Annotated in this window: 1 protein-coding gene and 1 pseudogene; one reads left to right on the top strand and one right to left on the bottom strand. The window is 68.0% G+C overall.

Going from position 1 to position 1,679, the window contains the following annotated elements:
* A pseudogene (locus I53_RS21975) lies at positions 1–985 on the bottom strand (HAD-IC family P-type ATPase); the annotation flags it as partial.
* Positions 986–1,108: 123 nt separating this feature from the next.
* Between I53_RS21975 and I53_RS21970 the strand changes: the two are divergent.
* Complete coding sequence (locus tag I53_RS21970) at positions 1,109–1,366, top strand: hypothetical protein (RefSeq protein WP_043352735.1); 258 nt, start codon at positions 1,109–1,111, stop codon at positions 1,364–1,366.
* Positions 1,367–1,679 lie beyond the last annotated feature (313 nt).

Genomic DNA, 1,679 nt, shown 5'->3' with positions numbered 1-1,679 from the left:
CGCCCGTCTCCGGAGCCGGCTGGAAGGCGAGGGCGGCGTTCGAGCCCCGGCTCGCCACGGGCTGGCCGGACAGGGACGCGATCACGGCGTCGACCGCGCCCTTGCGGATCGAGGCGCTCTCCAGATCGACGCCCGACATGCGCGACTGCGCGGTGAACGGCACGAAGGTGGCGTTGAGACCCGCCATGTCGCGGGCGCGGATGCCGTACTTCTCCTTGGCCAGGACGACGATCGAGCGGCCCTCCGGCGTCTCGTCCGCCAGGGAGGCGAGCTGCGCCGCGTCGGCGAGCTCCTGCGCGCTCACGCCGGAGACCGGGCGGAACTCGGTGGCCTGCCGGTTGCCGAGCGTGATCGTGCCGGTCTTGTCGAGGAGCAGGGTGTCGACGTCGCCCGCGGCCTCGACGGCGCGGCCCGACATGGCGAGCACGTTGAAGCGCACCAGCCGGTCCATGCCGGCGATGCCGATCGCCGAGAGCAGCGCGCCGATCGTCGTGGGGATCAGCGTGACGAACAGGGCGACGAGGACGATCACGGGGATCGAACCGCCCGCGTAGCTCGCGAAGCTCGGGATCGAGGCCACCGCGAAGACGAACACGATGGTGAGCCCGGCGAGCAGGATGTTCAGGGCGATCTCGTTCGGCGTCTTCTGCCGCGAGGCGCCCTCCACCAGGGCGATCATCCGGTCGACGAAGGTCGAGCCGGCCGCCGCGGTGATGCGGACCTTGATCTCGTCCGAAAGAACCTGCGTGCCGCCGGTCACCGCCGAGCGGTCGCCGCCGGATTCGCGGATCACCGGTGCGGATTCGCCCGTGATGGCGGCCTCGTTCACGGAGGCCACGCCCTCGATCACTTCGCCGTCGGAGGGGATCAGGTCGCCGGCCTCGACCAAGACGACGTCGCCGACCTTGAGGGCGGTGCCCGGCACCGTCTCGTAGGCCCGGCCCGCCCCCTTGAGGCGCTTGGCCGTCATCTCGGTGCGGGTCCTTTCGCCGAGGACCCCGCGCTCTGGCGGGTGAATGGCGAGGTGATGACCCGCTCAGAGCTTCTCAACGAGGCAACGCGAATGGGCCTCATGGACGGGTGAAGCCGCTGGCGCTAGCACTCGACCATGGCCACCAACCCTACCGTCTCCGAGCTGCGCAAGGCCGCCGAGATCACCGACCAGGAGATCGACGCCGCGGTTGACGCGATGCTCGCGGATCTGGCGACCGAGGCCTACCCGCTCGCGAAGGGCTGGACGCTCGACCTCGCCGAGACGCTCCGCACGAACACGCGCGCGGCCGAGGCGCTGACCACTGACAAGCCGGCCTGGAAGCGCAACATGGTTCGGACCGCGATCTTGCTGGCGCATCCGATCAAGGGATGACACCGCAGACGGCACCCGGGTGAATCTTCTTCGCCACCATATAGCTCTCAGAACCTATCCTCGGTTCCTCGGCATGCAATGGCTTCGCGGTTAGGATCTTCGGAAGCCTGATGGTCGTCAGGGCGCTGCTGCTCATGTTCGTTGAAGGTCGATAGGCCTACGCCATGCCCAGAGACCGCACTTTCCGGTTCGTTATGTACTCACTGGTCGCTGTCGGCGTCGCTCTGCTGTTGCTGCGAGAGTTCTTGGGGTGATGAGATGACCGAGGGTCCCGCTCCTCTACACCAGCAAGCCGCGATCCAGTACATGATGC

Source organism: Methylobacterium sp. B1, assembly GCF_000333255.1.
Taxonomy (GTDB): domain Bacteria; phylum Pseudomonadota; class Alphaproteobacteria; order Rhizobiales; family Beijerinckiaceae; genus Methylobacterium; species Methylobacterium fujisawaense.
This window is presented reverse-complemented; position numbering and strand designations above follow the sequence as displayed.